Source organism: Streptosporangium sp. NPDC002524 (genome assembly GCF_040295985.1).
Taxonomy (GTDB): Bacteria; Actinomycetota; Actinomycetes; order Streptosporangiales; family Streptosporangiaceae; genus Streptosporangium.
The window spans coordinates 288,789-311,331 of the sequence record NZ_JBEOWK010000005.1 but is presented as its reverse complement, the minus strand read 5'-3'; the positions used below and the strand labels follow the sequence as shown (position 1 = coordinate 311,331).

At 70.7% G+C, this 22,543-nt stretch carries 21 protein-coding genes; 13 read left to right on the top strand and 8 right to left on the bottom strand.

Translation table 11 applies throughout. The features are described from left to right. Positions 1–153: 153 nt before the first annotated feature. Both ABT053_RS10785 and ABT053_RS10780 read left to right on the top strand, forming a co-directional pair. Positions 154–1,515: a helix-turn-helix domain-containing protein gene (locus ABT053_RS10785; RefSeq protein WP_350968699.1), complete on the top strand. Its 1,362-nt coding sequence runs from the start codon at positions 154–156 to the stop codon at positions 1,513–1,515. Positions 1,516–1,621: 106 nt separating this feature from the next. Then, complete coding sequence (locus ABT053_RS10780) at positions 1,622–2,323, top strand: FadR/GntR family transcriptional regulator (protein ID WP_350968698.1); 702 nt, start codon at positions 1,622–1,624, stop codon at positions 2,321–2,323. A 248-nt stretch (positions 2,324–2,571) separates the two neighbouring features. Here ABT053_RS10780 and dnaN read toward each other — a convergent pair whose 3' ends face one another. The 3 genes from dnaN to ABT053_RS10765 form a co-directional block, all read right to left on the bottom strand. Continuing rightward, entirely contained in the window at positions 2,572–3,672 is a 1,101-nt protein-coding gene (gene dnaN / locus ABT053_RS10775) for a DNA polymerase III subunit beta (RefSeq protein WP_350968697.1), read from the bottom strand. A gap of 289 nt (positions 3,673–3,961) precedes the next feature. Continuing rightward, positions 3,962–4,621 carry a LuxR C-terminal-related transcriptional regulator gene (locus ABT053_RS10770; RefSeq protein ID WP_350968696.1) on the bottom strand — a complete coding sequence of 220 codons (660 nt, stop codon included), beginning with the start codon at positions 4,619–4,621 and terminating at the stop codon, positions 3,962–3,964. Further along, a complete protein-coding gene (locus ABT053_RS10765; protein WP_350968695.1) occupies positions 4,618–6,150 on the bottom strand; it encodes a sensor histidine kinase in 1,533 nt (510 codons plus the stop codon). Before ABT053_RS10765 ends, ABT053_RS10770 begins: the two co-directional genes overlap by 4 nt. A 156-nt stretch (positions 6,151–6,306) precedes the next feature. Here ABT053_RS10765 and ABT053_RS10760 point away from each other — a divergent pair, with 156 nt between their 5' ends. The 8 genes from ABT053_RS10760 to ABT053_RS10725 all read left to right on the top strand — a co-directional run bounded on the left by ABT053_RS10760 (position 6,307) and on the right by ABT053_RS10725 (position 13,567). Next, the gene (locus tag ABT053_RS10760) at positions 6,307–7,206 is read left to right on the top strand and encodes an ABC transporter ATP-binding protein (RefSeq protein ID WP_350968694.1); all 900 of its coding nucleotides are present in this window, start codon (positions 6,307–6,309) and stop codon (positions 7,204–7,206) included. Then, positions 7,203–7,937: an ABC transporter permease gene (locus tag ABT053_RS10755; protein WP_350968693.1), complete on the top strand. Its 735-nt coding sequence runs from the start codon at positions 7,203–7,205 to the stop codon at positions 7,935–7,937. Before ABT053_RS10760 ends, ABT053_RS10755 begins: the two co-directional genes overlap by 4 nt. A 100-nt stretch (positions 7,938–8,037) precedes the next feature. Continuing rightward, positions 8,038–8,619, top strand: coding sequence for a TetR/AcrR family transcriptional regulator (locus ABT053_RS10750; protein ID WP_350968692.1), 582 nt, complete (start codon positions 8,038–8,040; stop codon positions 8,617–8,619). A 21-nt stretch (positions 8,620–8,640) separates the two neighbouring features. Next, positions 8,641–9,393, top strand: a complete 753-nt coding sequence (locus ABT053_RS10745; RefSeq protein WP_350968691.1) for an SDR family NAD(P)-dependent oxidoreductase — start codon at positions 8,641–8,643, stop codon at positions 9,391–9,393. A gap of 306 nt (positions 9,394–9,699) precedes the next feature. Next, a complete protein-coding gene (locus tag ABT053_RS10740; protein ID WP_350968690.1) occupies positions 9,700–10,443 on the top strand; it encodes a phosphodiesterase in 744 nt (247 codons plus the stop codon). Positions 10,444–11,148: 705 nt separating this feature from the next. Next, positions 11,149–11,721, top strand: a complete 573-nt coding sequence (locus ABT053_RS10735; protein ID WP_502991723.1) for a sigma-70 family RNA polymerase sigma factor — start codon at positions 11,149–11,151, stop codon at positions 11,719–11,721. After that, positions 11,718–12,452: an anti-sigma factor family protein gene (locus ABT053_RS10730; protein ID WP_350968689.1), complete on the top strand. Its 735-nt coding sequence runs from the start codon at positions 11,718–11,720 to the stop codon at positions 12,450–12,452. The genes ABT053_RS10735 and ABT053_RS10730 overlap by 4 nt, the downstream gene beginning before the upstream one ends. A 74-nt stretch (positions 12,453–12,526) precedes the next feature. Next, the gene (locus ABT053_RS10725) at positions 12,527–13,567 is read left to right on the top strand and encodes a CHRD domain-containing protein (RefSeq protein WP_350968688.1); all 1,041 of its coding nucleotides are present in this window, start codon (positions 12,527–12,529) and stop codon (positions 13,565–13,567) included. Between the two features lie 381 nt (positions 13,568–13,948). On the opposite strand, the gene ABT053_RS10720 is transcribed toward ABT053_RS10725, so the two are convergent. Continuing rightward, positions 13,949–14,365, bottom strand: a complete 417-nt coding sequence (locus tag ABT053_RS10720; RefSeq protein WP_350968687.1) for a winged helix-turn-helix transcriptional regulator — start codon at positions 14,363–14,365, stop codon at positions 13,949–13,951. 95 nt (positions 14,366–14,460) lie between these two features. Between ABT053_RS10720 and ABT053_RS10715 the strand changes: the two genes are divergently transcribed. Then, positions 14,461–15,393 (top strand): NADP-dependent oxidoreductase, encoded by a 933-nt coding sequence (locus ABT053_RS10715; protein WP_350968686.1) that lies wholly within the window; start codon positions 14,461–14,463, stop codon positions 15,391–15,393. A 14-nt stretch (positions 15,394–15,407) separates the two neighbouring features. Here the strand turns inward: ABT053_RS10715 and ABT053_RS10710 are convergent, their stop codons facing one another. Beyond that, positions 15,408–16,001: an NADPH-dependent FMN reductase gene (locus tag ABT053_RS10710; protein WP_350968685.1), complete on the bottom strand. Its 594-nt coding sequence runs from the start codon at positions 15,999–16,001 to the stop codon at positions 15,408–15,410. A 321-nt stretch (positions 16,002–16,322) separates the two neighbouring features. On the opposite strand from ABT053_RS10710, the gene ABT053_RS10705 reads away from it, so the two are divergent. Beyond that, positions 16,323–16,583 (top strand): hypothetical protein, encoded by a 261-nt coding sequence (locus ABT053_RS10705; protein WP_350968684.1) that lies wholly within the window; start codon positions 16,323–16,325, stop codon positions 16,581–16,583. A 181-nt stretch (positions 16,584–16,764) separates the two neighbouring features. On the opposite strand, the gene ABT053_RS10700 is transcribed toward ABT053_RS10705, so the two are convergent. Both ABT053_RS10700 and ABT053_RS10695 read right to left on the bottom strand, forming a co-directional pair. Then, positions 16,765–17,136 carry a ClpX C4-type zinc finger protein gene (locus ABT053_RS10700; protein WP_350968682.1) on the bottom strand — a complete coding sequence of 124 codons (372 nt, stop codon included), beginning with the start codon at positions 17,134–17,136 and terminating at the stop codon, positions 16,765–16,767. Between the two features lie 172 nt (positions 17,137–17,308). Further along, positions 17,309–18,007 (bottom strand): alpha/beta fold hydrolase, encoded by a 699-nt coding sequence (locus ABT053_RS10695; protein ID WP_350968681.1) that lies wholly within the window; start codon positions 18,005–18,007, stop codon positions 17,309–17,311. A 345-nt stretch (positions 18,008–18,352) separates the two neighbouring features. Here ABT053_RS10695 and ABT053_RS10690 point away from each other — a divergent pair, with 345 nt between their 5' ends. Continuing rightward, on the top strand, positions 18,353–18,865 hold the full coding sequence (locus ABT053_RS10690; RefSeq protein ID WP_350968680.1) for a GtrA family protein: 513 nt from the start codon (positions 18,353–18,355) through the stop codon (positions 18,863–18,865). A gap of 297 nt (positions 18,866–19,162) precedes the next feature. Here the strand turns inward: ABT053_RS10690 and dnaB are convergent, their stop codons facing one another. Continuing rightward, positions 19,163–22,021, bottom strand: a complete 2,859-nt coding sequence (gene dnaB / locus ABT053_RS10685; protein ID WP_350968679.1) for a replicative DNA helicase — start codon at positions 22,019–22,021, stop codon at positions 19,163–19,165. Between the last annotated feature and the right edge of the window lie 522 nt (positions 22,022–22,543).

The following is a 22,543-nucleotide window of genomic DNA, read 5'->3' as shown; positions in this document are numbered from 1 at the left end:
CCTGTGTCCGTAATGGCATAGGAATCACGTGTCCGCAGGACATGAGGAGCGTTGACACTTTCCGGTGAGGATTTTTCACTCGGGGTTACCTGATTCGACCGCTTCATGCAATCATGGCGAGAACATTGACCATCCCCCGCCCTGAGAGATCAGATGCCGAGTCAGGGAACCATCGGTGACCGCGTCCGTGGACTGCGCCTGAGCAGGCGTATGTCCCAGGCCCAGCTCGCAGGGCCGGACCTTTCCGACAGCTACGTCTCCCTCATCGAGTCCGGCAAGCGGACCCCGACCCCCGTGGTCGCCCGCCTGCTGGCCGAGCGCCTGGGGTGCACCACCGAGTTCCTGTTGCACGGGATCGAGCCGCGCCAGCGCATCGACACCGAGCTCGGGCTGCGCCACGCGGAGCTTGAGCTCCTCCACGGGGATCCGTCCGTCGCGGCGGATCGCTTCGGCGAGATCGTCAAGGTCGCCGGCGAGGAGAACGCCATGCTGGCCGCGCACGCGCGGTTCGGCCGTGCCCGCGCCCTGGAGGTCCAGGGCAAGGTCGGCCCGGCGGTGAAGGCGTTCGAGCGCCTCCGCCGCGAGGCGGCCGCCCACCCCGAGCGCCTGGCCGACCTGCCGCTGGCGGTGGCGCTGAGCCGCTGCTACCAGCGCGCCGGAGACATCCTTCGCGCCCGCGACCTGGCCGTCCACGCGCTCGACGAGGTCAACCGGCTGCCCCTGGCGCAGGGAGAGATCGCCGTCGAGCTGGCCGCCTCCCTGATGGGGATCAGCGGCACCCGCGGGTCCGGCACGCCGAGCCTGTCCTACGTCCGAAATGTCCTGTCGGTCAACGGCGTCCCCACCGCGGTCAACCGCGCCGCGGAGATCCACGCCCTCTGGCAGGCGAGCATCACCGCCGCCGACGGCGAGGACTCGGCGCTGGCCGTCCGCCTCGCCGACGACGCGATCGCGACCGGGCGCCCGGCGCGGATGGCCGCGCAGCTCGCCCTCATCGCGATGGACTGGGCCCATCTCGCCGCCTCCGGCGGTGACGAGCCGCTCGACGAGGCCCGCGAGCTCGCGACCGCCGCGAGCGAGGTCTTCGCCGTGTTCCCCGAGCACGTCCACGAGTACGTCAGGAGTCTCGTCGTGCGCGCCCACGTCCAGCTGGGGGCCGGAGACGAGCGGAGCGCGACCGCCCTGGCCGCGACCGCCCTCGACACGCTGGGCGACCAGGCGACCGCCGTCGGGGCCGCCGCGCGGCTGGTCCTCGCCCGCGCCGCGATCATCCGCGACCAGGTGGGCGAGGCCACGACGGCCCTGGACACCGCCAGGCGGCTGCTGGGCGACGTCCGGCACGAGCTTTCCGGCCCCGACCGGGAGACCGCGCGGATCTGGCGTGACCTGGGAGACCTGTACGGCCAGGTCGGTGTGATCGACGAGCAGACCAGTGCGTATCGTAGGGCTCTTGAGACTGCCGGGGTGCGCGACGCGATGGTGGGCATGACGGTCGATTCGGCTCTGGTCCGTTAGACGGCCCACTTCTGGAGCTCCAGATTTGTTTTTGCACCTCCGGAATAACTAGGGTCTACCAGTCATTGATTCGTAGGATGATTGGTTTCTCCGGAGGAGGCGGACGGTGAGTCTGCGTACGGCGCAGCGAGCATCCCTCGTCGACCAAGTGATCGATCAACTCAAGGAGCAGATCACTTCTAACTCCTGGCAGATGCACGCGAAGATTCCTACCGAGACCGTGCTCGCCGAGCAGCTCGGGGTGGGGCGCAACACCGTGCGCGAGGCGGTGCGCGCGCTCACCCACGCCGGGTTGCTGGAGTGCCGCCAGGGCGACGGGACGTACGTCCGTGCCACGAGCGAGCTCTCCGGGGCCATGCTGCGGCGGCTGCGCACCGCCGAGCAGCTCGAGATCCTGGAGGTGCGGCGCGCGCTGGAGGTGGAGGCCGCGAGGCTCGCCGCCACCCGGCGCACCGAGGCCGACATCGCCGGGATCGAGGCGGCGCTGGCCGAGCGGGAGCGGGCCTGGGAGAGAGGAGAGCCCGACACGTTCGTCGAGGCCGACCTCGCCTTCCACATGGCGGTCGTTCGCGCCACCCACAACCTCGTGCTGATCGATCTCTACGAGGACTTCTCGGCGGCGCTGCGCGCCAGCATCACCGCCGCGGGCACCTCGTTGAACAGCACCCTGAACAGCACGTACATCCCGCACGAGGCGATCGCCCGCGCCATCGCCGTCGGTGACGCCGCCGCCGCCGAGCGCGCGGGTCACGCGTGCATGGAGCACATCCTGATCGCCCTGACGGAGGAGCAGGAGCTCTCTCTCTGAGCCCTGTCCTCCTCGCCCTCTCGTGACGCGGGCCCCCTCACCGGCTGGTGAGGGGGCCCGCGTCATGAGATCACCGATCCTGTGCCTGGCATGGTTCCGGGTCTCAGGGCGGGGCGCCGGGTGATCGGGCGGACGTCACGTGGCTTGCCGTACCCGGGTCGCCGGGCGGTCGGGCGGACGTCACATGGCCTTGCCCGGGGCACCGGGCGATCAAGCGGACGCGTCCTTGTGCCCGGGGCGCCGGGTGATCAGGGCAGGCGCAGGGACATCACGAGGTAGCGGAAGGAGGGGGCGGCGTCGCCGGGAACCTCCGTGATGAGGGCCGGGCGGCTCGGCGACTCCATGTTGAGCCGGACGAGCTCGGTCTCGACCCCGCTCAGGCCGTCGAGCAGGAACTGGGACTGGAAGGCGATCTGGATGTCGCCGCCGGACAGCTCGGCGTCGACGACCTCGGTGCCCCTGCCGATGTCGCCGCCGCCCGCCTGGATGAGGACCTGCCCCTGGCCGAAGGAGAGCCGGACCGCGGTGTTGCGCTCGGCGACCAGCGCCACCCGCTTGATCGCGTCGATGAACGGCGCCACCGGCAGGTCGGCCCGGATCGACCAGTCGTCGGTCAGCCGCGAGCGGTAGTCGATGAACTGCTCGTCGAGCAGGCGGACCGTGGTGGCCCGGCCGACGCTCTCGAAACCGGCCACGCCGTCGCCCAGCGCCACCGAGACCTCGCCGCCGCGCAGCGACCTGGCCACGTCGACGAGCACCCGCGCGGGCACCATCGCGGCGGCCGTGGCACCGGCCGTCTCGGGGCGCCAGCCGAACTCCCTGGCCGCGATGCGGTAGCGGTCGGTGGCGGCCATGGTCACGTCGTCGCCGGAGATGTCGACCCGGATGCCGGTCAGCATGGGGAGGCTCTCGTCGCGGCTGGCCGCCGGGGCCACCTGACCGACCGCGCTCGCGAAGACCACGCCGCCGACCGCGCCGATCTTCGGTGGCATCTCGGGGAGGGACGGGAAGTCCTCGACCGGCATGGTCAGCAGGCCGAACTCCGCGCTTCCGCAGGTCAGGACCGCCTCGGAGCCGCTGGTGAGCACCTCCACCACCTCGCCGGGCAGGCTACGGGTGATCTCCGCGAGGATCCGGCCCGGGATGAGCACCCGGCCGGGCTCCGCCACGACCGCGTCGATCGAGACGCGGGCGGAGACGTCGTAGTCGAAGGCCGAGAGCACGAGGTCTCCGTCGTCGGCCTCCAGGAGCAGGCCGGAGAGGACGGGAACGGCCGGCCGGTTCGGCAGCACCCGGGCCACCCAGGCCACCGCGTCGGCCAGGACATCACGGTTAACCCGGAACTTCACCTGATCATCCCTTCGTCCCGAACGGCACCCCACACGCGGAAGCCGTACTCCACAGCACGTTATCCGCTGAGACCGACAGAACCGTTACCCGGCCGGGGAAAAGGGGGGCGGGAAGGGGGCCGCGGGGGCGTCGGCGCGGGTGGCGTCGAGACGGGCCGGGACGGGTCGGGACGGCGAGGAGCGGGAGCGTCAGCCGCGGGCGGCGTTGAGGAAGGTCAGGACGGCGAGGAGCGGGAGCGTCAGCCGCGGGCGGCGTTGAGGTAGGTCGGGACGGCGAGGAGCGGGAGGGTCAGCCGCGGGCGGCGTTGAGGTAGGTCAGGACGGCGAGCACGCGGCGGTTGTCGTCGTCGGAGGGGGCGAGGTCGAGCTTGGAGAAGATGCTGGCCGTGTGCTTGCCGACCGCGCTCTCGCTGAGGAACAGCCGCTGGGAGATGGCCGCGTTGGAGCGGCCCTCGGCCATCAGCTCCAGCACCTCGCGCTCGCGCGGGGTGAGCGCGCCGAGCGGCTGGTGCCTGGCGGTGCTGGCCAGCAGTTTGGCGATCACCTCGGGGTCCATCGCGGTGCCGCCCGCGGCGACCCGGCGGACCGCGTCGACGAACTGCTCGGCGTTGAAGACCCGGTCCTTGAGGAGATAGCCGATCGCCCCCGAGCCGTCGGCCAGGAGCTCTCGCGCGTACAGCTGCTCGACGTGCTGGGACAGCACGAGCACCGGCAGGCCGGGGACGGCCCGGCGCGCCGCGAGCGCGGCCTGGAGCCCCTCGTCGGTGAACGTGGGCGGGAGGCGCACGTCGACCACCGCCACGTCGGGCCGCAGACCGGTGAGCGCCCTCAGCAGCTCGGGCCCCGACTCGACGGCGGCCACCACCTCGAAGTCGTGCGCCTGGAGCAGGTGGACCAGGCCGTCTCGCAGGAGGTACAGGTCTTCGGCGATGACGACTCTCGGGCTCACCGGCCCAACCATAGGCGGGTCGGCAGGACCTCCGCCAGCCGCTGCTGGCGGGCGTGCATGACGGGGATGAGCATGCCCGCGGCGTACATGGACAGGCCCAGGAGGACGTTGAAGACGATCAGCGGCCACTGCAGCAGCTCGGGCAGGTAGAGCGCGAGGAACCAGCTGCGGTTCTCGACGTCGAAGAGCTTCATGAACATCGCCACCAGTCCCTGCGGGAAGAGCGGGAGCCAGCCGATCCCCCAGCAGATCCCGACGATGGTGGCCTTGCCGCGGGGCAGGGACGGCGTGCAGTCCGGGCCCTTCTCCCTCATGGCATAGGGCAGGTCGAACGTGGCGGTGGTCGGGCCGCCCCGCGGGCTGTTGACCGCGAGCACCCCGTCGAAGGCCGCCAGCCTGCGCTCGATGCCGCGCAGGCCGCTGCCCAGGGCCGGGTCGGCGCCCCCCGAGCCGTCGTCGGTGACCACCACGCGCAGCGCGTGGTCGTTGCTGCTGATGTCGATCCACACCCGCTCGGCGCCGCCGTGCCGGGCCGCGTTGGTGAGGAGCTCGCTGATCGAGAAGTAGGCGGCCGACTCCACGGGCGAGTCGGGGCGGGTGTCCAGGTCCACGGTGACCGTGACCTTCAGCGGGCTGTCCATCGCGAGGGCGCGCACGGCGTCGCCGAGGCCGCGCTCGGCCAGGACCGGCGGGTGGATGCCCTTGACGAGGTCGCGCAGCTCGACGAGCGCCGTGGAGGAGGCCTCCCTGACCTTGCCGAGCAGCGCCTTGGCCGCCGCGGGGTCCTTGTCCATCAGCTCCTCGACCGCGCCGAGCGTCATGCCCATCGCGACGAGCCTCGCCTGCGCCCCGTCGTGCAGGTCGCGTTCGATCCGCCGCAGCTCGGAGGCCTGGGAGTCGACCGTCGCCAGGCGCGCCTGGTCGAGCCGCTGGATCCGCGCCGCGAGCACGGACTTCTCCGTGGGGGACAGCAGCAGGTGGTTCCACCACGCGTACGCCCGCAGCAGGCGCGGCGTCGCGGCGAGCGCGGCGGCCGAGGCGCCTCCCAGGGCGAGGGGCAGCACCGGCGGGGCCGCGGACCACGCCGCCAGGACGGCGCACCCGGCCAGGGTGAGGGACAGCAGCGGGAGGGCGCAGACGACCACCGGGTTGAGGAAGAGCCAGAGCCCGTCCCGCCAGGTGGCCGGGTCGCCGACGATCCACTTCCAGCGGTTGTTCCAGTCGGGCCACTTCGGCGTCTTGTAGAGCTGGCGCTCGTGGCGGTACCAGCCGTCGGGCTGGGGCCGTGCCGGCAGCGGCGGGGGCAGGTAGGGCGCCGGCACGGCGGTCCCGAACCACGTGCCGTTCAGCCTTCTGGCGAGTGCGGTGCGGTGCCGGACCAGATGGGCCGTGGGGGGGAACATGAAGACCATCCCCAGGCCGAACGCCAACACGAACCCGACCAGGGACAGCACCACCAGGACGACGTCCACCAGCGCCGTCGCCCCCAGGGCGAGCGCCTTCCCCACCGCCACCGCGTATGTCCTCATGGGTCCAAGTGTCGGCGATCCCGCCGCGCGTGCCCAGTGGTGGCGGGCGCCGCCGGGGGGTGGAGGTAGCCACACCCCCCTCGGGTGCCTGGCCCGTCCCCGCCGGGGGTGTAGACGGATTCTCCGGGCGCGGCGCGGCTCGTAGCGTCGTCGAGCATGAAGGTCATCGAGGTCAGCAACCTCCGCAAGCAGTACCGCGACCAGCTGGCGGTGGACGACGTCTCGTTCACCGTGGAAGAGGGCGAGATCTTCGGCGTTCTCGGCCCCAACGGCGCCGGCAAGACGACCACCGTGGAGTGCGTCGCCGGCCTGCGCGTCCCCGACTCCGGCACCGTCAGCGTGCTCGGAGGTCTGCACCGCACCGAGCTCAGGGAACAGCTGGGGGTCCAGCTGCAGAGCTCCACGCTGCCGGAGAAGCTCAAGGTGTGGGAGGCGCTCGACCTGTACGCGTCCTTCTACCGGGCCCCGGCGGACTGGGGGAGTCTGCTGGAGCGCGTCGGGCTCGCCGACAAGCGCGACACCCCCTACGGCAAGCTCTCCGGCGGCCAGCAGCAGCGGCTCTCGATCGCGCTGGCGCTGGTCGGCAACCCCCGCGTGGCGATCCTGGACGAGCTCACCACCGGCCTGGACCCCCAGGCCCGGCGCGACACCTGGGAGCTCATCGAGCGCATCCGCGAGGACGGCGTGACGATCCTGCTGGTCACCCACTTCATGGAGGAGGCCGAGCGGCTCTGCGACCGGCTCGCGCTGATCGACTCCGGCCGGGTGGTCGCGATGGACACCCCGTCCGGCCTGATCGGCATGGTCGGCGCTCGGCAGACCGTCAGGTTCCGGCTGTCCGGGCCGCTCGACGACTCGCGGCTCGAAGCCCTGCCCGAGGTCACCGGGGTGAGCCGCAGCGGCGGGCAGGTCGCGGTCACCGGCACCGGCAACCTGCTCCTGGCGGTCACGTCCGTCCTCTCCGCCGCCGGTGTCGTGCCCACCGACCTGCGCATGGAGCAGGCCACCCTCGACGACGCCTTCCTCAGCCTCACCGGAAAGAAGATCTCCTCATGAACAAGATGCTCCTGACCGAGGCCAAGCTCTTCCTGCGGGACCCGGCCGGCCCGATCTTCTCGGTGATGCTGCCTCTCGTCCTCCTGCTCGCGCTCGGGCAGATCCCCGGCTACCAGGACAAGGTCCCCGAGCTGGGCGGGGAGCGGGTCATCGACACCCAGCTGCCCGCCATGATGGTGATCCTGGCCGTGGTGACGATGGCGCTGACCGTCCTGCCGGCGACGCTGGTGACCTACCGGGAGAGCGGCGTGCTGCGCCGGATGTCCACCACCCCGGTCAACCCGGTCCGGCTGCTGGTCGCCCAGGTCGTCAACAACCTCGCGGTGGCGATCGTCGCCACCGTCCTCCTGGTCGGCCTGGGCTATCTCGTCCTCGGCTCCGTCCCGCCCAGGAGCCCGTTCGCCTTCGCGGGGGTGTTCGTGCTCGGCACGGCCTCGCTGCTGGGCCTGGGCCTGCTGATCGCCGCGGTGGCGCCCAACGCGAAGGTGGCGCCGGGCATCGGCTCGCTGCTGATGTTCCCGCTGATGTTCATGGCCGGGATGTGGATCCCCCGCGACCTCATGCCCGACCTGGTGCGGCGGATCGGGGACTTCCTGCCGATGGCGCCGTTCGCCGACGCGCTCCGTGACACGTGGGCGGGACACGCGCCGCAGCCGCTGCACCTGGTGGTGATGGCGGTGACCGTGCTGGTGACGGTCGGACTGGCCGCTCGGATGTTCCGCTGGGAGTAGCGTGCGGCCGCCAAGACGCCGGGGTCCGTCCCTTACGAGGGGCAGGGGCGGACCCCGGCTTATTTGACTGTCCGTTCCAGATTGTTCTACGTTTCTGCGCATGGTGAGGACGAAGGAGTTCGACCCGGACGCCGCCCTTCGGGCGGCGCTCGACCTGTTCTGGGAGCGCGGCTACGAGGCGACGTCGGTGAGCGACCTGGTGGAGCACCTGGGGATCGGCCGGGCCAGCCTGTACGCCACGTTCGGCGGCAAGCACGAGCTCTACCTCCGGGCGCTGCGGCGCTACCGGGAGATCCGCCGCCCGCTCTACATGGAGACGCTCTCGCGCCCGGGACCCGCGCTTCCCGCCGTACGGGAGCTGGTGGAGGGCTACGTCCGCGACTCCGTCGGGGACGCGGGGCGGCGGGGCTGCATGATCGGGAACGCGGCGGCGGAGATGCTCCCCGGCGACGAGCGGGTGGCCCGGTGCGTGGACGGCGAGTGGACCGCGCTGGAGACCGCGCTGGCGTCGGCGCTCACCAGGGCGCGGGCGCAGGGGGAGCTGCCCGCCGGCCGCGACCCGCGGGCGCTGGCGGGCTTCCTGCTGGTCTTCCTGCAGGGGTTGCGGCTCACGGGCAAGGGGACCTCCGACCCGGCACGGCTGCGTGACGCCGCCGCCCAGGCTCTCACCATTCTGGACTGATCAATCTGTTATGAGGACATCATGAAATTTCAGGACAAGGTGGTTCTGGTGACCGGGGGCGGGACGGGCATCGGCAGGGCCGTCGCCCGCGGGTTCGCCCGCGAGGGCGCCCGCGTCGTGGTGGCCGCCCGGGGCCCGGAGGCGCTGGAGCAGACCGTGAAGCTGATCGAGTCGGACGGCGGCCGGGCCTCCGCCCTCGTCGCGGACGTCTCCGACTCCGCCTCGGTCGCCGGGCTGGTCGAGCGGGTCGTGGCGCGGCACGGCGGGCTGGACGTCGCGATCAACAACGCGGGGGTCTTCGCGATGGGCGAGGTCGCCGACCTGCCCGAGGAGGACTTCGCCCGGGTCGTCGGCGTCAACCTGACCGGCGTCTTCCTCGCGATGAAGCACGAGATCCCGGCGATGCTGGCCGGTGGCGGCGGGGTCATCGTCAACGTCGCCTCCCAGGTGGGGACGCACAAGCGCATACCGGGCCTCGGCGCCTACGCGGCCTCCAAGGCCGGGGTGACGGCGCTGACGCGCACCGCCGCCCTGGAGTACATCGGCCGGGGGGTCAGGATCAACGCGATCAGCCCGGGGCCGCACGACACCTCGATGTCCATGCGGCCGGGCGAGACGGAGGCCGACCGGGCCGAGCGGATCAGCAGGCAGCTCCCGATCGGCAGGGTCGGCTCCCTCGACGAGATCACCGGCAGCGTCCTGTGGCTCGCCTCCGAGGACGCGGCCTTCGTGGTCGGCGCCGACATCGTGGTGGACGGCGGCTCCACCGCCTGACCCGGCGTCGTGTCTCGTCCTGTTCGGCTTCGCCCTCGTCCCGCGTCGTGACTTGTCCTGTCCGGCTTCGCTCTCGTCCCGCGTCGCGCCTCGTCCTGTCCGGCTTCGCCGTCGTTCCGTGTCGTATCTCGCCCTGTCCCTGTCCTCGTCCTGCGTCGCGCTCGGACGCCCGGCCTCGCCGTTCGGCCCGATGTCGCGGCCCGTCCTGTCCGGCTTCCTCTCACACCGGCTTTCCGCGCCCGGTGCGTTCCTGCCGTCCGTCCCGGATGTCCGGCGACGGGAAGCCGGATATGTCACTCTTGATTGATGCTGATCCTGGCGCACGTAAGTGACGTCCACATCGACGGTTCCCCCCGCAGCATCGACAGGACCCGATCCGTCATGCGGCACCTGGAGAACCTGCCCGGTCCCCTGGACGCGGTCATGGTGACCGGCGACATCGCCGACAACGGCCTGATCGAGGAGTACGAGATCGCGCGTGAGCTGCTGACCACGCGCTATCCGACGATCATCTGCCCGGGTAACCACGACGTCCGCCCGGCGTTCCGCAAGGCGCTGCTCGACGGCGACGAGGACGGCGACGGCCCGGTCAACCAGGTCCTCAGGCTCGACGGGCTCACCGTCGCGCTGTGCGACTCCAGCGTCCCCGGGCGGCCGGAGGGCTTCCTGGAGGACGAGACGGTCACCTGGCTGAACGGCGTGCTCGCCGAGAACCCGGACACCCCGGCCGTCGTCGGCATGCACCACCCGCCGGTGTCGCTGGGCATCCCGTACGTGGACGCGATCCGGCTGCGGAACCCGGAGCGGCTGGAGGCGGTCGTGCGGCGGCACCCGCAGGTGGTGGCCGTCGTCGCCGGTCACGCGCACACCGCGGCGAGCACCACCTTCGCGGACCTGCCGCTGTCGGTCGCCCCGGGGGTCTTCTCCACGTTCCGGCTCAACCGGGAGCTCGACGTCCCGGTCCCCGTCGACTACGACCTGCCGCCGCAGATCGCCCTGCACGTCTTCGACGGCGGCCGCCTCATCACCCACGTCCGCCCGGTCCTGTGACATCGCCGCGGCCCGCCCTCACGGCGTGCCGCGGCCCGGGCGACACGCCTCACGGGACCGGTCGCCGGGCATCCGTACGCCACGCGACGCCCCGCACCCGCACAGGGCGCCACGGCGAGGACCCGCCCCGCGTCCGCACGGCGACGGGCGCCGTGCCCCTCTCACCTCCGCACCGGCGGGACGCACGCGCACCCGCACGAGGAACGGTCGCAGCCGTGCGCGAGGACCGGCGGACCGTACGCGGACCGGTCGGCGCACCCGTGTGAGGACCGGCGTCGCATCCCGTGCTCGTCGCTTCCGGTGGGGCGACACCATGGTGGCCCACCGGTTCGGAGAGGTGTCTTCGCCCGGAATTAGCCTTTATTTCCCCTTATGGGAAGCTAGTTCGGCTGATAATCGAAAATCCAGATGATCTGTTGAACCCTCTGGGATCCGGCGCCGTACTGCCTGCCGACACCGGAAAATCGTCCGGCGGCCGACCCTCGGAGGGCACAGCGTGATCGTGAACGCCCCGCGGCGGCCCGCTCCAGCGGGCACCGCCGTGATCGCGGCACCGCCGCCCGGCCTCCGCGCCCACGGCGGGCCGGGCGGCGCGGCCCCGCGCGCCGGTCGCGACCGACCGGCGCGGACCGCGGGACGCGCGTGATGACGCGGCAGGGCGCCTGCCCCTCCCCGCCGGCCGATTTCCCCGGAGAGAACCCCAACGTGAAAGCCTCATCCTGGCCCGGTGACCGGCCGAACCGGTCCCGCCGCCTGCGACCGGTCGACGTCCCCGACGACGAGCTGGTCGTCGCGGAGCTGTACAGGGCGTATCACCGGCCGCTGCTCTCCTTCGTCGTACGGCTCACCCGCGGCGACGTGCAGTGGGCCGAGGACGTGGTGCAGGAGACCATGGTCCGGGCCTGGCGCAGCGCGGACCGGTTCGACGCCGACGCGTCGTCCCTGATGCCTTGGCTGGCGACGGTCGCGAGACATATCGTGATCGACGACCAACGCCGTAAGGACGCGCGTCCCCACGAGGCGGGTGAGGGACCACTGGAGAGTGTGCCCATGCCCGATCAGATGGAAGACCTTCTGCGACAGGTCGTCGTGTCGGACGCGCTCGACTCGCTGTCTCCCGCCCACCGCGAGATCCTCAACGAGACGGTCCTGCGCGACCGGTCGGTGAACGACGCCGCCGAGGCGCTCGGCATCCCGGTGGGCACGGTGAAATCGAGGGCGTACTACGCCCTCCGCGCGCTGCGCGTCGCCCTTGAGGAGAGAGGGGTGACGGCATGACCTCGCGGGTGGAGCACACCGACGTGGGCGCGTACGCCCTGGGCATCCTCGAAGAGCCCGACCGGACGGCTTTCTCTGACCACCTGGCCACGTGCCGGTCCTGCACCGCCGAGCTGCAGGAGCTGTCCGGGGTGGCGGGCGCGCTCGCCGGCATCGGCCCCCTGAGGGACGAGCGCGACGACGCCGGTACGCGTACCGGCGACCAGGGTCCCGCCGAGGTGGTCAACCTGCTGCGCCGCCGCAAGGCGGCCGACCGGCGCGCCCGCAGGGGCACGTTCGTGATCGGCGCCGCCGCGGCCGTCACCCTGGTCGCCGGCGGGATCGCGGTGGGCACCTCGATCTCCGGCGAGAACGGGAGCGGGAGCGTTCCCGTCGGCCACTCCGCGCACGGTCCCGCCGAGGAGGCCTACCGGGCCGGCACGCCGCTCGCGGGCGCGGGCGCCACCGGTGTCACCGGCGGCCTGGTGCTGGAGACGAAGGGCTGGGGCACCCACGCCGCCCTGGAGCTCAGGGGCGTCAAGGGGCCGCTGGAGTGCGAGCTGGTCGCCGTCTCCCGGACCGGCGAGCGGCGCGTGGTCACCGGATGGGCGGTGCCCGAGCGGGGTTACGGGGTTCCCGGCTCTCCCGAGCCGCTCTACGTGCACGGCGGGGTCGCCTGGGAGCGGGCCGGGATAGACCGCTTCGAGGTGCGTACGAACGGCGGCGACACGCTGCTCACCGTCGCGGTCTGAGCGGGTCATCCTAGCCCTCCCCCGGACCGGGAGGGCCGGTCGAGGGCCGTTTCCCTGTGTGCATTTTTACGTATTTGAAAGTTGAACCTTTAGCGGTCGTGGCGCCGTACAACCGGCTGAAGAACGCAGCAGCCCCTTACAGCTACGAGAGGTTCACGATGTCCAAGCGCACCCTCACCGTCTCCGGCGTGGCCATCGCCGCGGCCCTGCTCTCCTCGGGCCTCGCCCCGGCCGCGCAGGCCGGCACAGCCACGGTTACGCGGTCCGATACCGCGAGCACAGCCACCGCGAGCACGGCGGACGCCTACTTCGCGGGCACCCTGCTCGGGAAGAACGAGGTACCGGTCAGCGGCGGCCCCGCCGTCGGCGACAAGAACGGCAAGGCCGTCGCCGTCGTCCGCATCCGCGGCAACGAGGTCTCCTACGCCGTACGGTGGGAGGGAACGGCCACCCCCACCGCGTTCCACATCCACCAGGGCAAGGCCGGCAAGAACGGCGACGTGAAGGTCGGCTTCTTCATGGAGGCCCTGCCCGGCGGCAGCAAGGCCATCCTCGGCAGCGTCAGGATCAACGACGGCGGCCTGCTGTCCGGGATCAAGAGGAACCCGAAGAACTGGTACCTCAACCTGCACACCGCCGAGTTCCCGGGTGGCGCGGTGCGCGCCCAGATGCACCGGATCAGCCCGACCAACCTGGCCAACGTGCTGGCCAGCGGCGTGCACCCCATCTACCACTCCAACGCCGACGGCCGCCAGGAGGTCCCGGCCCCCGGCAAGAAGGTCGGCGACCCGAACGGCCGCGCCGAGTGGCTCGTCGGCATCAAGGGCTCGAAGGTCTACTACGCCACCATCTGGGAGAGGCTCGCCGCCCCCACGAACGGGCACATCCACCGCGGCAAGAAGGGCAAGAACGGCGATGTCGTGATCGACTTCTTCGCCGACACGAACGGCCTGCCCAAGGGCGTCACCGGCATCGCCGGCACCGCGTCGGTGAAGTCCGACATCGCCCGGGGCATCAAGAAGAACCCGAAGAACTGGTACACCAACCTGCACACCACCGAGTTCGGCGGCGGAGCGGTGCGCGGCCAGCTCTACCGGTCCGGCAGCGGCTGGTAGGCGGTCGGCGGAAGGACGTCCGGGGATCACGCGGCGGCTGTGAGCGTCCGGACGCGGAGGGGATCCACGGCGGCCACGAGCCACCGGTGACCCCGGAGACGACGGCGCCCGCCACCCGGAACACGAACTCCGGGTGGCGGGCGCCGTCGCGCGTGACGGCCGGTGACGCGCCCGGGTCCGTGCGCTCAGGCATGCATGCTTCTGGCCCACGTGCGGCTGGCCCGCGTGTGCTGGCCCGCTCTGGCCCGCGTGCTCTTCGACCCGCTCTGGCCCGCGTGCTTTTCGGCCCGTTCAGGCCCGCGTGCTCTTCGGCCCGCTCAGGCCCGCGTGCTCTTCGACCCGTTCAGGCCCGTGTGCTCAGGCCCCCGTGTCCGGGTCCGCTCAGCTCACCTGGACGGGCCTGGGTTCCTCGGCCGCGCGGAGGTCGTAGAGCTCGCGGGCGGCCATGATCTCGGGCACGTGCCTCTCCGACCAGCTCTTGATGCCCTCCATCAGCGTGACCACGCTGTGTCCCAGCGCGCTGAGCTCGTACTCCACCCGGGGCGGGATCGTCGGGTAGACGGTGCGGATCACCATCCCGTCGCGTTCCATGCTCCGCAACGTCTGGGTGAGGCTCTTCTGGGTGATCCCGTCGATCCTGCGGCGGAGCACGCCGAACCGGACCGGGCCGTCCCGCAGGGCGTCGACCAGCAGGCAGGTCCACTTGTTGGCGATCGCCTCCAGGACCTTCCGCGAGCCGCACTCCCGGAGGTACGCGTTGGCGGCGCCGTGCTCTCGCAGATGGGAAGTGGTTTCCATAAGGTACCTATATCTCCAGAAGGTGCCTTCTTTCAATGAGATACCGATATCGCCGACGATTGGTCCCGAAGAGCTTCCCCTCAGAGGAGATCACGATGCGTGTCATCACCCAGTCCGCCGTCGGCGACCCTTCCGTGCTCGGTGTCGCCGAGGCCGACCGGCCGGAGCCGGATCACGGACAGGTTCTGATCAAGGTCGGGGCCGCCGGGGTCAACCCGGTCGACGGAGCGGTCCGCTCCGGCCTCTTCCCGCTGCTCGGCCCGCCGCCCTTCACCCTCGGCTGGGACGTCGCGGGCACGGTCGAGTCCACCGGGCCCGGCGTGTCCGCGTTCGCCCCCGGTGACGAGGTGCTGGGCCTGCTCGCCTTCCCCGGCGCCGGCAACGCCTACGCCGAGTACGTACTCGCCTCGCCCAACGAGATCGTCCACCGGCCCGCCACGCTGCCCCTGGAGCAGGCGGGAGGACTCCCGCTGGCCGGGCTGACCGCCTGGCAGGCGCTGGTCGGCATCGCCCGCGTCACCGAGGGGCAGCGGGTTCTCGTCCACGCCGCCGGAGGAGGGGTCGGCCACCTCGCCGTCCAGATCGCCGCCTCTCTCGGCGCGCACGTCACCGGTACCGCGCGGACCGCCAAGCACGACCTCCTGCGCGAGCTCGGCGCGCACACCCTGATCGACCACACCACCGCCGACTTCGTCGCGGAGACCGAGCCGGTGGACGTGGTGTTCGACCTGGTGGGGGGCGAGTACGGGGAACGTTCCGCCGCCGCGCTCAAGCCCGGCGGCCTGCTCGTCGGAGCGGTGGGGAGGAACCTCGGCATCACCCCGGAACGCGCGGCCGAGCTGGGCGTACGGCTCGCGGTGGTGAGCGTGCGCCCCTCGGCGGCCGACCTGTCGCGGCTGACGGCCCTGACGGAGGCGGGACGGCTCAGGGTCCTCGTGGACCAGGCGCTGCCGCTGGCCGAGGTGGCCAAGGCGCACGAGCTCCTGTCGACCCGCCGCACCACCGGGAAGATCGTCCTGATTCCCTGAGGCGCCCGGCCGGGTCAGGTGGTGTAGGGGCGGGCGGTCCTGCCCTCGCGCAGGGTCCGTGCCCACCAGGTCAGCTGGTCGAGCAGGATCCCGGCCGCGCCGTCGCAGCTCCGCGGGCTGGTCGGCGCTCCCTTGTCGTCGAAGTGCTTCCAGGCGCCGTGGAAGCTGACGGTGTCGCGGACGGTGACCGCGTGCAGCTCGGCGAAGACCAGGCGGAGCTGCTCGACCGCCCGCAGGCCTCCGGAGATGCCGCCGTAGGAGACGAAACCGACCGGCTTGGCGTGCCACTGCCGGTCGTGCCAGTCGATGGCGTTCTTCAACGAGGCGGGGAAGCTGTGGTTGTACTCGGGCGTCACGACGGCGAACGCGTCGGCCCTGGCCAGACGTGGTGTCAGGGCTCCCAGGGCCCGCGCCGCCTCCTCGCCGGGCCCGGCCCCGAAGCGGGGCAGCGCCATCGGCAGGGGGATCTCGGCCAGGTCGATGACGTCGACGTCGAGGCCCTCGTGCCGGCGGGCCCGGCCCGCGAACCACTCCGCGACGGTCGGGCCGAGCCGCCCCTCCCGGACACTGCCGATGATCACCGCTAGCCGGATCGGCTCCTCGGGCATGACGGTCCTCCGCTGGTCACAGTGGGCTTGTCCGCGCCCTCGCGGCGCCGTGTGAACAGGTTCGTACCTCAACCAAGGTTCACGTCAAGTCGGACCCGCGCATCCGCCGGAATCACCGGGTCACGAGCGTTTTTCGCTACCGCAGATGCGATGTGAAAGCGGCTGATCATGCTTTGCTTACCAGGCATACCGGCTCTTGATGCCGGAATGTGCGAGGGTATCGTGATTGTTCGTGACGACGTTTCGGATCGGCGAGGCCGCCACGCTGTTGAGCGTCAGCCCCGGCGCACCCGCCGATGAGCGGACACCGGGCGGCCCGTCGTGACCGCCGCGCCGCCGCGCAACGCCATCTGCCTGGGCGGCCCCTGCCACGGCATGCTCACCCACATCGACCAGGACATCGGCACCCTCACCGTGCCCGTCCCGCGCCGCTCGACCGAGGAGCCCGAGGTCGTCGCCCGCTACCGCGTCACGCGCGAGCGGGTGCACCACCCCTGCCGTACCGAGCCGTTCATCGCCCTGCACTGGGCCGACACCGCCGAACCGTCCGGCTCGTCCTGCCCGTGCGGGTGCGCCCGCTAGCTCACCGGGGAACGCGTGTCGGATGTGCCCGCCAGCTCACCGGGGGACGCGCGTCGGGAGCCCATCGGGGGACGCGTGTCGGGTGCGCCCGCTGGCTACCGGGGGACGCGGCCGGATGTGCCCGCCTCGCGCGAAGCCGCTCGACCCGTCCTCGCCGATCCGAGAGCCCCGGCCCTCGGGGTCACTCCTCGCCGGAGAAGCGCTCCCAGGCGGACTGGCGGGTGATCCCGAGAGCCTCGCCGATCTTGGCCCAGGTGACGCCGCGCCGGCGCAGCTCCTGCACCCACGAGCGCAGGTCGGCCTCGGCCTGCTCGATGTGCGCGGCGACGCGCGGGATGTGACCCAGCATCTCCTCGTCCGTCAACGACTCCCAGACGGACACGCGCGGTTTCGCGGGACTGCCGAGGCTCTCATCGATGATCGACGCGGCCAGGGTCACGCACTCGTCGCAGATGTGCACTCCGGCGCCCGCGACCAGCTTCTCGACCTCGGTGTCCGGCTTGCCGCAGAAGGAGCATCGGGCGAGTTCGGTCAGGGCGTCAGGCGATGCCATGGCGTTCTCCTTACTGTCAGGATCTCCCTGACAGCTTAAGACGTCAGGGAATCCCTGACAAGTGGGCTCGTGCGGCGTACCGGCAAGGCGGAAGTACGTCCCGCCGGACCGTCCGCGCCTCGGAGAACTCCGGGAATCCGCGCTTCGGACACGTCCCCTCAGCGGGCCGCGGTCACTCCCCGGCCGCTTGGAGGAAGATCTGCGCCAGCTCGCGCGGCTGGGAGAACATCGGCCAGTGGCCGGTGCTCATCTCGACCAGCCGCCAGTGCTTGCCGGTCAGCAGCCTGGCCACGTCGTCGTCGAGCTCGGCTCCGTCGAACAGGCATCGGACGTACGTCGCCGGGAGTTCGTCGAGTGGCCGTGACAGCACGGCGGGCTCGGTCAGCGTGGCGCCCGGGTGCGGCGTCGAGCCGTCCAGGATCCGTGCGATCTGCTCATCGGTGAGATCCTGGCCGTCGTAGTGGGCCGCGGTCACGAGCGGCCAGAATCCTCCGTTCTCGGCGATCGACGCCTTCACCGTCGCCCCGCCGTCCGGCCAGGCGGAGACGAACGCCTCGCCATCGGCCGGAACGCTGGAATCGACGAAGACCACATGAGCCAGCCGGTCACCGATCCGCTCCGCGGCCTGACCGACCGGAATGCCCGAGTAACTGTGCCCCACCAGGACGACGTCGCGCAGGTCCCGGCCCTCGACCTCGTCGACTATGTCCTGGACGTGGGTCTGCTGCCCGGCCGGCACACCCGCTTTGTCGGCAAGACCGGACAGCGTCAACGGGTGGACGCCCTGACCTGCCGCGCGCAGATACGGAACCACCTCGTCCCACGCCCACGCCCCGAGCCGCGCGCCCGCGACCAGTACGAAATTCGCCATGACCGCACCGTAACGGAGCGGCCCGACAACTGGGCGCCCGGAAGACACTTCCTCCGATACGGGTGGGATCCGCACGCACGCGAGCACATGTCGCTACGGAAACACCGGAATCCGCGGGACATGCCGGGCGGCCCGGTGGGGATCCCGCCGTCCCAGAGCGCACCCGCGACCAGAGGTCCGGTGCCACCGGCAAGGCGCGCGATTCTCGCAGAGCGTCATCAAAGGTCATGATCACGCGGATTCGCCGTCAGATACGGTTCCAGCCGGACGAACCCTTGTCACCGGTGTGTCCGGCTGGTGAGAAGATCGGGGGTGCTCCGAATAGTAGAAGCAGTACTCACGAGATTGCCGGCACCGCTGCACGCACTCGCGCTGAAGCACCGTGAGCCGCTGAAGTTCGCGGTGGTGGGCGGGACCGCGTTCCTGGTGGACAACGCGGTGTTCTACGGGCTGAAGCTGACCGTCCTGGAACCGAAGCCGGTGACCGCGAAGGTCATCGCGGTGCTCGTGGCGACGATCGTGTCCTACGTGCTGAATCGCGAATGGTCGTTCCGGACCAGGGGCGGCCGCGAGCGCCGTCACGAGGCGGCACTGTTCTTCCTGGTCAGCGGCATCGGCCTGGTGCTCAGCTCCGCACCGCTGTGGATCTCCCGGTACGCGTTCAGCCTGGAGGTCCCGGCCGTGAGCCTGGTGACCCAGGAGATCGCCGACTTCGTGAGCGCGCAGGTCATCGGCACGCTGATCGCCATGGTCTTCCGCTTCTGGGCGCTCCGGAAGTGGGTCTTCCCCGACGAGAAGGCCCAGCCCGGCCACGTACGGCTGGCTCCCACTCCCGATCCCACGGACGAGGCGGCATGAGCTTGACGGACGAGCAGCTTGACGGGCGGGGCGGCTTGAGCTTGACGGGCGAGGCCGCTTGACGGCGGCGGATCCGGAAGCCGCTTCGGCGATCGGACCGGTTCATGCCGCTGCCGCGCCCCACGGGCCCGGCCCCGCGGACGACCGCAGGACAACACGTCCGGAGCGGGCGGACCCACGGCACGTCCCACTCCACGGATCGCAGAAGCCCCGTGAGCCCGGCATCGCGGATCGCCCGTACAGTGCTCATGATCGGCCGCACCTACCCGCGGAATCGCGGATCCCGCGATGTGAGACCTAGTGAGGGGCCATGTCGACGAAACGGCTGTAGTGGCCCTGGAACGCGACGGTGACCGTGGCGGTAGGGCCGTTACGGTGCTTGGCCACGATCAGGTCGGCCTCGCCCGCCCTGGGCGACTCGCGCTCGTAGGCGTCCTCCCGATGGAGAAGGATGACCATGTCGGCGTCCTGCTCGATGCTTCCGGACTCGCGAAGGTCGCTGACCATGGGCCGCTTGTCCGTCCGCTGCTCGGGGCCACGGTTGAGCTGGGAGATCGCGATCACCGGGACCTCCAGCTCCTTGGCGAGGAGCTTGATGGCCCGGGAGATCTCGGAGACCTCGTTCTGGCGGCTCTCGGTCTTCTTCGGGGAGGACATCAGCTGCAGGTAGTCGATGATGACGAACCGCAGGTCGTTGCGCTGCTTGAGACGGCGGCACTTGGCCCTGATCTCCATCATCGACATGTTGGGCGAGTCGTCGATGAAGAGCGGGGCCTCGGCCACCTCGCCCATCCGCCGGGCCAGCTTGGCCCAGTCGTCGTCGGTCATCGTGCCCGACCGCATGGCGTGCAGCGCCACCCGCGCCTCGGCCGACAGCAGACGCATCGTGATCTCGTTACGCGACATCTCCAGCGAGAACACCACAGTCGTCATACCGTGCTTAATAGCGGCAGATCTCGCGAAATCCAGGCCAAGCGTGCTGTTGTGCGTCGGAATGCCGGTTCTTCCGGCAAGGTACATGTGGTCTGCGTTGTCGACTTCCACGCACCTCACCGGCGTCGAGGGCACCGGGCGCACGTCGACGATGTATCGGACGAGCGTCGACGGATGGACCGCGGTCACCTGCCGGACGGCCTTGCGGGACAGCCGGAACACCTTGTCCGCCGCCGTGAAGTTGATCATGTAGCAGGTGGAGGAGTCGGCGCTTCTGCCCTTGACCGTCCGTGTCCTCATCGTCGCCCGGTAACCGAGACTCAGAATCAGCTCGTAGGCGTCTTCGGCAAGTCTTCTGTTGGTGACCCCGAACTGGATCTGGCCGTCACGGCTGACATATCCATCGGTGTCGAGGAGACCGGCGAGCAGGGCGCGCCGCTGCTCCTCGGAGGCCCGCAGGTAGATCTGGGGAATGTGCTTGTCACCGAGGACACCGAGAGTGCGCAGGATGGCCTGCACCGTGCCATGACGGTTTCGGCATGCCTGGCATCGTCTCAGACCGCTGGACGGGCCACCGCAGTCAGGACACGTGGGTGCCGGAACCGGACTCGACACCAGACGGGCCTTTCCTCCGCACGAGCGGCCGCACGTCCGCACCTGGGAGGTCCGGGGCACGAACAGGGCGCCGCAGACCGTGCAGGACCTCTCCGCCACGGGCGACGGATGTGGCAGACCGAGTGAGTAGAGGAGGTCGGAGCTCGTGCGGGTGACCCGCAGCCCCTCGGCTTCCAGATTGAGAACGATCTCCGAGTCGATGGTGGTGAACCGGGCACCGTCGGTGTGGCCGTCACCAAGCCATACTCCGAGCGCATAGGCGGGCAACGGCAGATCCCGCTCGGGCAGGTCGAACGCCGCCGCGACGGCCACCGCGTGGTTCGGCCGCCTGTCCGCCGAGGCGCAGCGCAATGTGCGGGCGATCTCCTCGGTCGTCACGACGTCCTTGTGGGCAGCGGTCGTGGAAGCGTTCAACGGCTGGGACATCCGCGCGTACAACGCTCCGAAAAGCTCCTCGCGCGAGTATGCCGGGGCGTTCCACGTGTAGCGGCGAACCGGGCCGGTGACGGGTATGGGCACCTTGCCCGACGCACCGACCTCCTTCTGCACGGTGTGGAGGACGTTGCGGAACTCGTCACCCAGAACCGACAGGGCTTCCCGATGCGTGATGAGCCGGTCCGGCTCCGCCATCGACGTCTCGTACGCGCTCCTGACGTGCTCGATGGATTCGGCGGGCCAGTAAAAGGTCCGCCTGCTCTCCGAGTCCTGGCGACGACGCGCACGCGTGGTCGTCCGCCACTGATGCTGGGCGTCCGCGACGATCACGGTGCCATCGCTGAACTCCACCTCGTAACAAGGCCGCCCTTGCATCACCTCGGTCGCCGCGACCACCCGTGTCGGCTTGCCGTCCGCACCGATCAGGTGGTCACCCGGCTCGACCTCCCCCATGGTCGTCCAGCCGCCGGGAGTGGGCAGCGGCGTGTCGAGAGCGAGCGCCTTGCCGATGGCGGGACGAGCGGCCACGACGATCATCTGGCCGGGGTGCAGGCCGTTGGTGAGGGAGTCGAGGTCCTGGAAGCCGGTGGGGACTCCGACCATCTGGCCGCTCCGGCCGCCGATGGCCTCCAGCTCGTCGAGGGCGCCCGGCATGATGTCGGCCAGCGGGATGTAGTCCTCGGAGGTGCGGCGCTCGGTGACCTTGTAGATCTCCGCCTGGGCGCGGTCGACGAGGTCGTCGACCTCCTCGTCCTGACCGCCGTAGCCGTAGGAGACGATGCGGGTGCCGGCCTCGATCAGGCGGCGGAGGATGGCCTGCTCGCGGACGATCCTCGCGTAGTAACCGGCGTTGGCCGCGGTCGGGACGACGGCGGTCAGCGTGTGGAGGTAGGCGCCGCCGCCGATCCTGGCGACCTCGCCCCGCTTCTGCAGCTCGTCGAGGATGGTGACGGCGTCGGCGGGGTCGCCGCGGCCGTAGAGGTCGGTGATGATGTCGTAGATGATCTGGTGGGCCGGACGGTAGAAGTCGTCGGACCGCAGGATCTCGACCACGTCGGCGATGGCGTCCTTGGACAGCAGCATGCCGCCCAGGACCGACTGCTCGGCCTCGATGTTGTTCGGTGGGGTGCGCTCGAATCTCGGCTCGAAGACCGGCGGCTCCGCGATGCTCACCACACACCCCCTCTTTCGAACACAGTTACGTTATCTCTATTTGTAGCCGATCGGTGTGACAGTTTCGCCGCTTCGCGCCCGGCTGGCAACGCGGCCTGTCGACAGAGGTGTGGATAAGCTGTGCACTTCTTCCCCAGAGGTGTGGGCACCCTGGGGACAGTACTGTGGATAACTCTTGTCCACAGCTGTGGATAACGCTCTGACCAGCGAAAACATCATCCACTGCCTGTGGAGAAAAGAAAGTTGGGGCGACACGCCGAAAGTCGCCCCTGATGGCACACCCTGAGGGGTTCATCCCACCGAAGATCCACCCGAGGGTAAGAGGCACAATAGATAAGTGCCTCTTACTCCTCGACCCGGCCGATTCGGTCGGTCCGATCGGTCCGGCCGACCCGATCGGTCCAGCCGATCCGACCGGTCCGGTCGATCTGGCCGCTCCGGTGGGTCCGGCCGGTCCGACGGATCCGACCCGCTCGGCGGATCGGGTCGGCGCGGTGGATCCGGCCGGTCCGGTGGGTCGGG